Genomic DNA, 244 nt, shown 5'->3' with positions numbered 1-244 from the left:
TCTCAGGAAATAAATTCATTCCCTTTAGAAATACATTTTTTGATTTTTTATATTCACCTAATGTTCTATATGTACTACCTAAGCCCAATAAAGCTCCCTCTAAATCTTTTCCAGACAGCCCCAATTCTATTGCCTTTTCATAAAAAGGCACTGCTTCCGATTCTTTACCTAATACATCAAAACTCCAAGCACATTGATAATTGATCAAAGCATCATCTGGAGATACTTTTGCTAATTTTAAAAG

1 protein-coding gene is annotated in these 244 nt (G+C 32.4%); it reads right to left on the bottom strand.

The genetic code is table 11. The features are described 5' to 3' along the window. A partial coding sequence (locus V7150_RS24165; protein WP_335523323.1) for a tetratricopeptide repeat protein occupies positions 1-244 on the bottom strand: 244 nt, incomplete at both ends.

This window comes from Neobacillus drentensis (assembly GCF_036965245.1).
Lineage (GTDB): Bacteria > Bacillota > Bacilli > Bacillales > Cytobacillaceae > Neobacillus > Neobacillus drentensis_G.
This window is presented reverse-complemented; position numbering and strand designations above follow the sequence as displayed.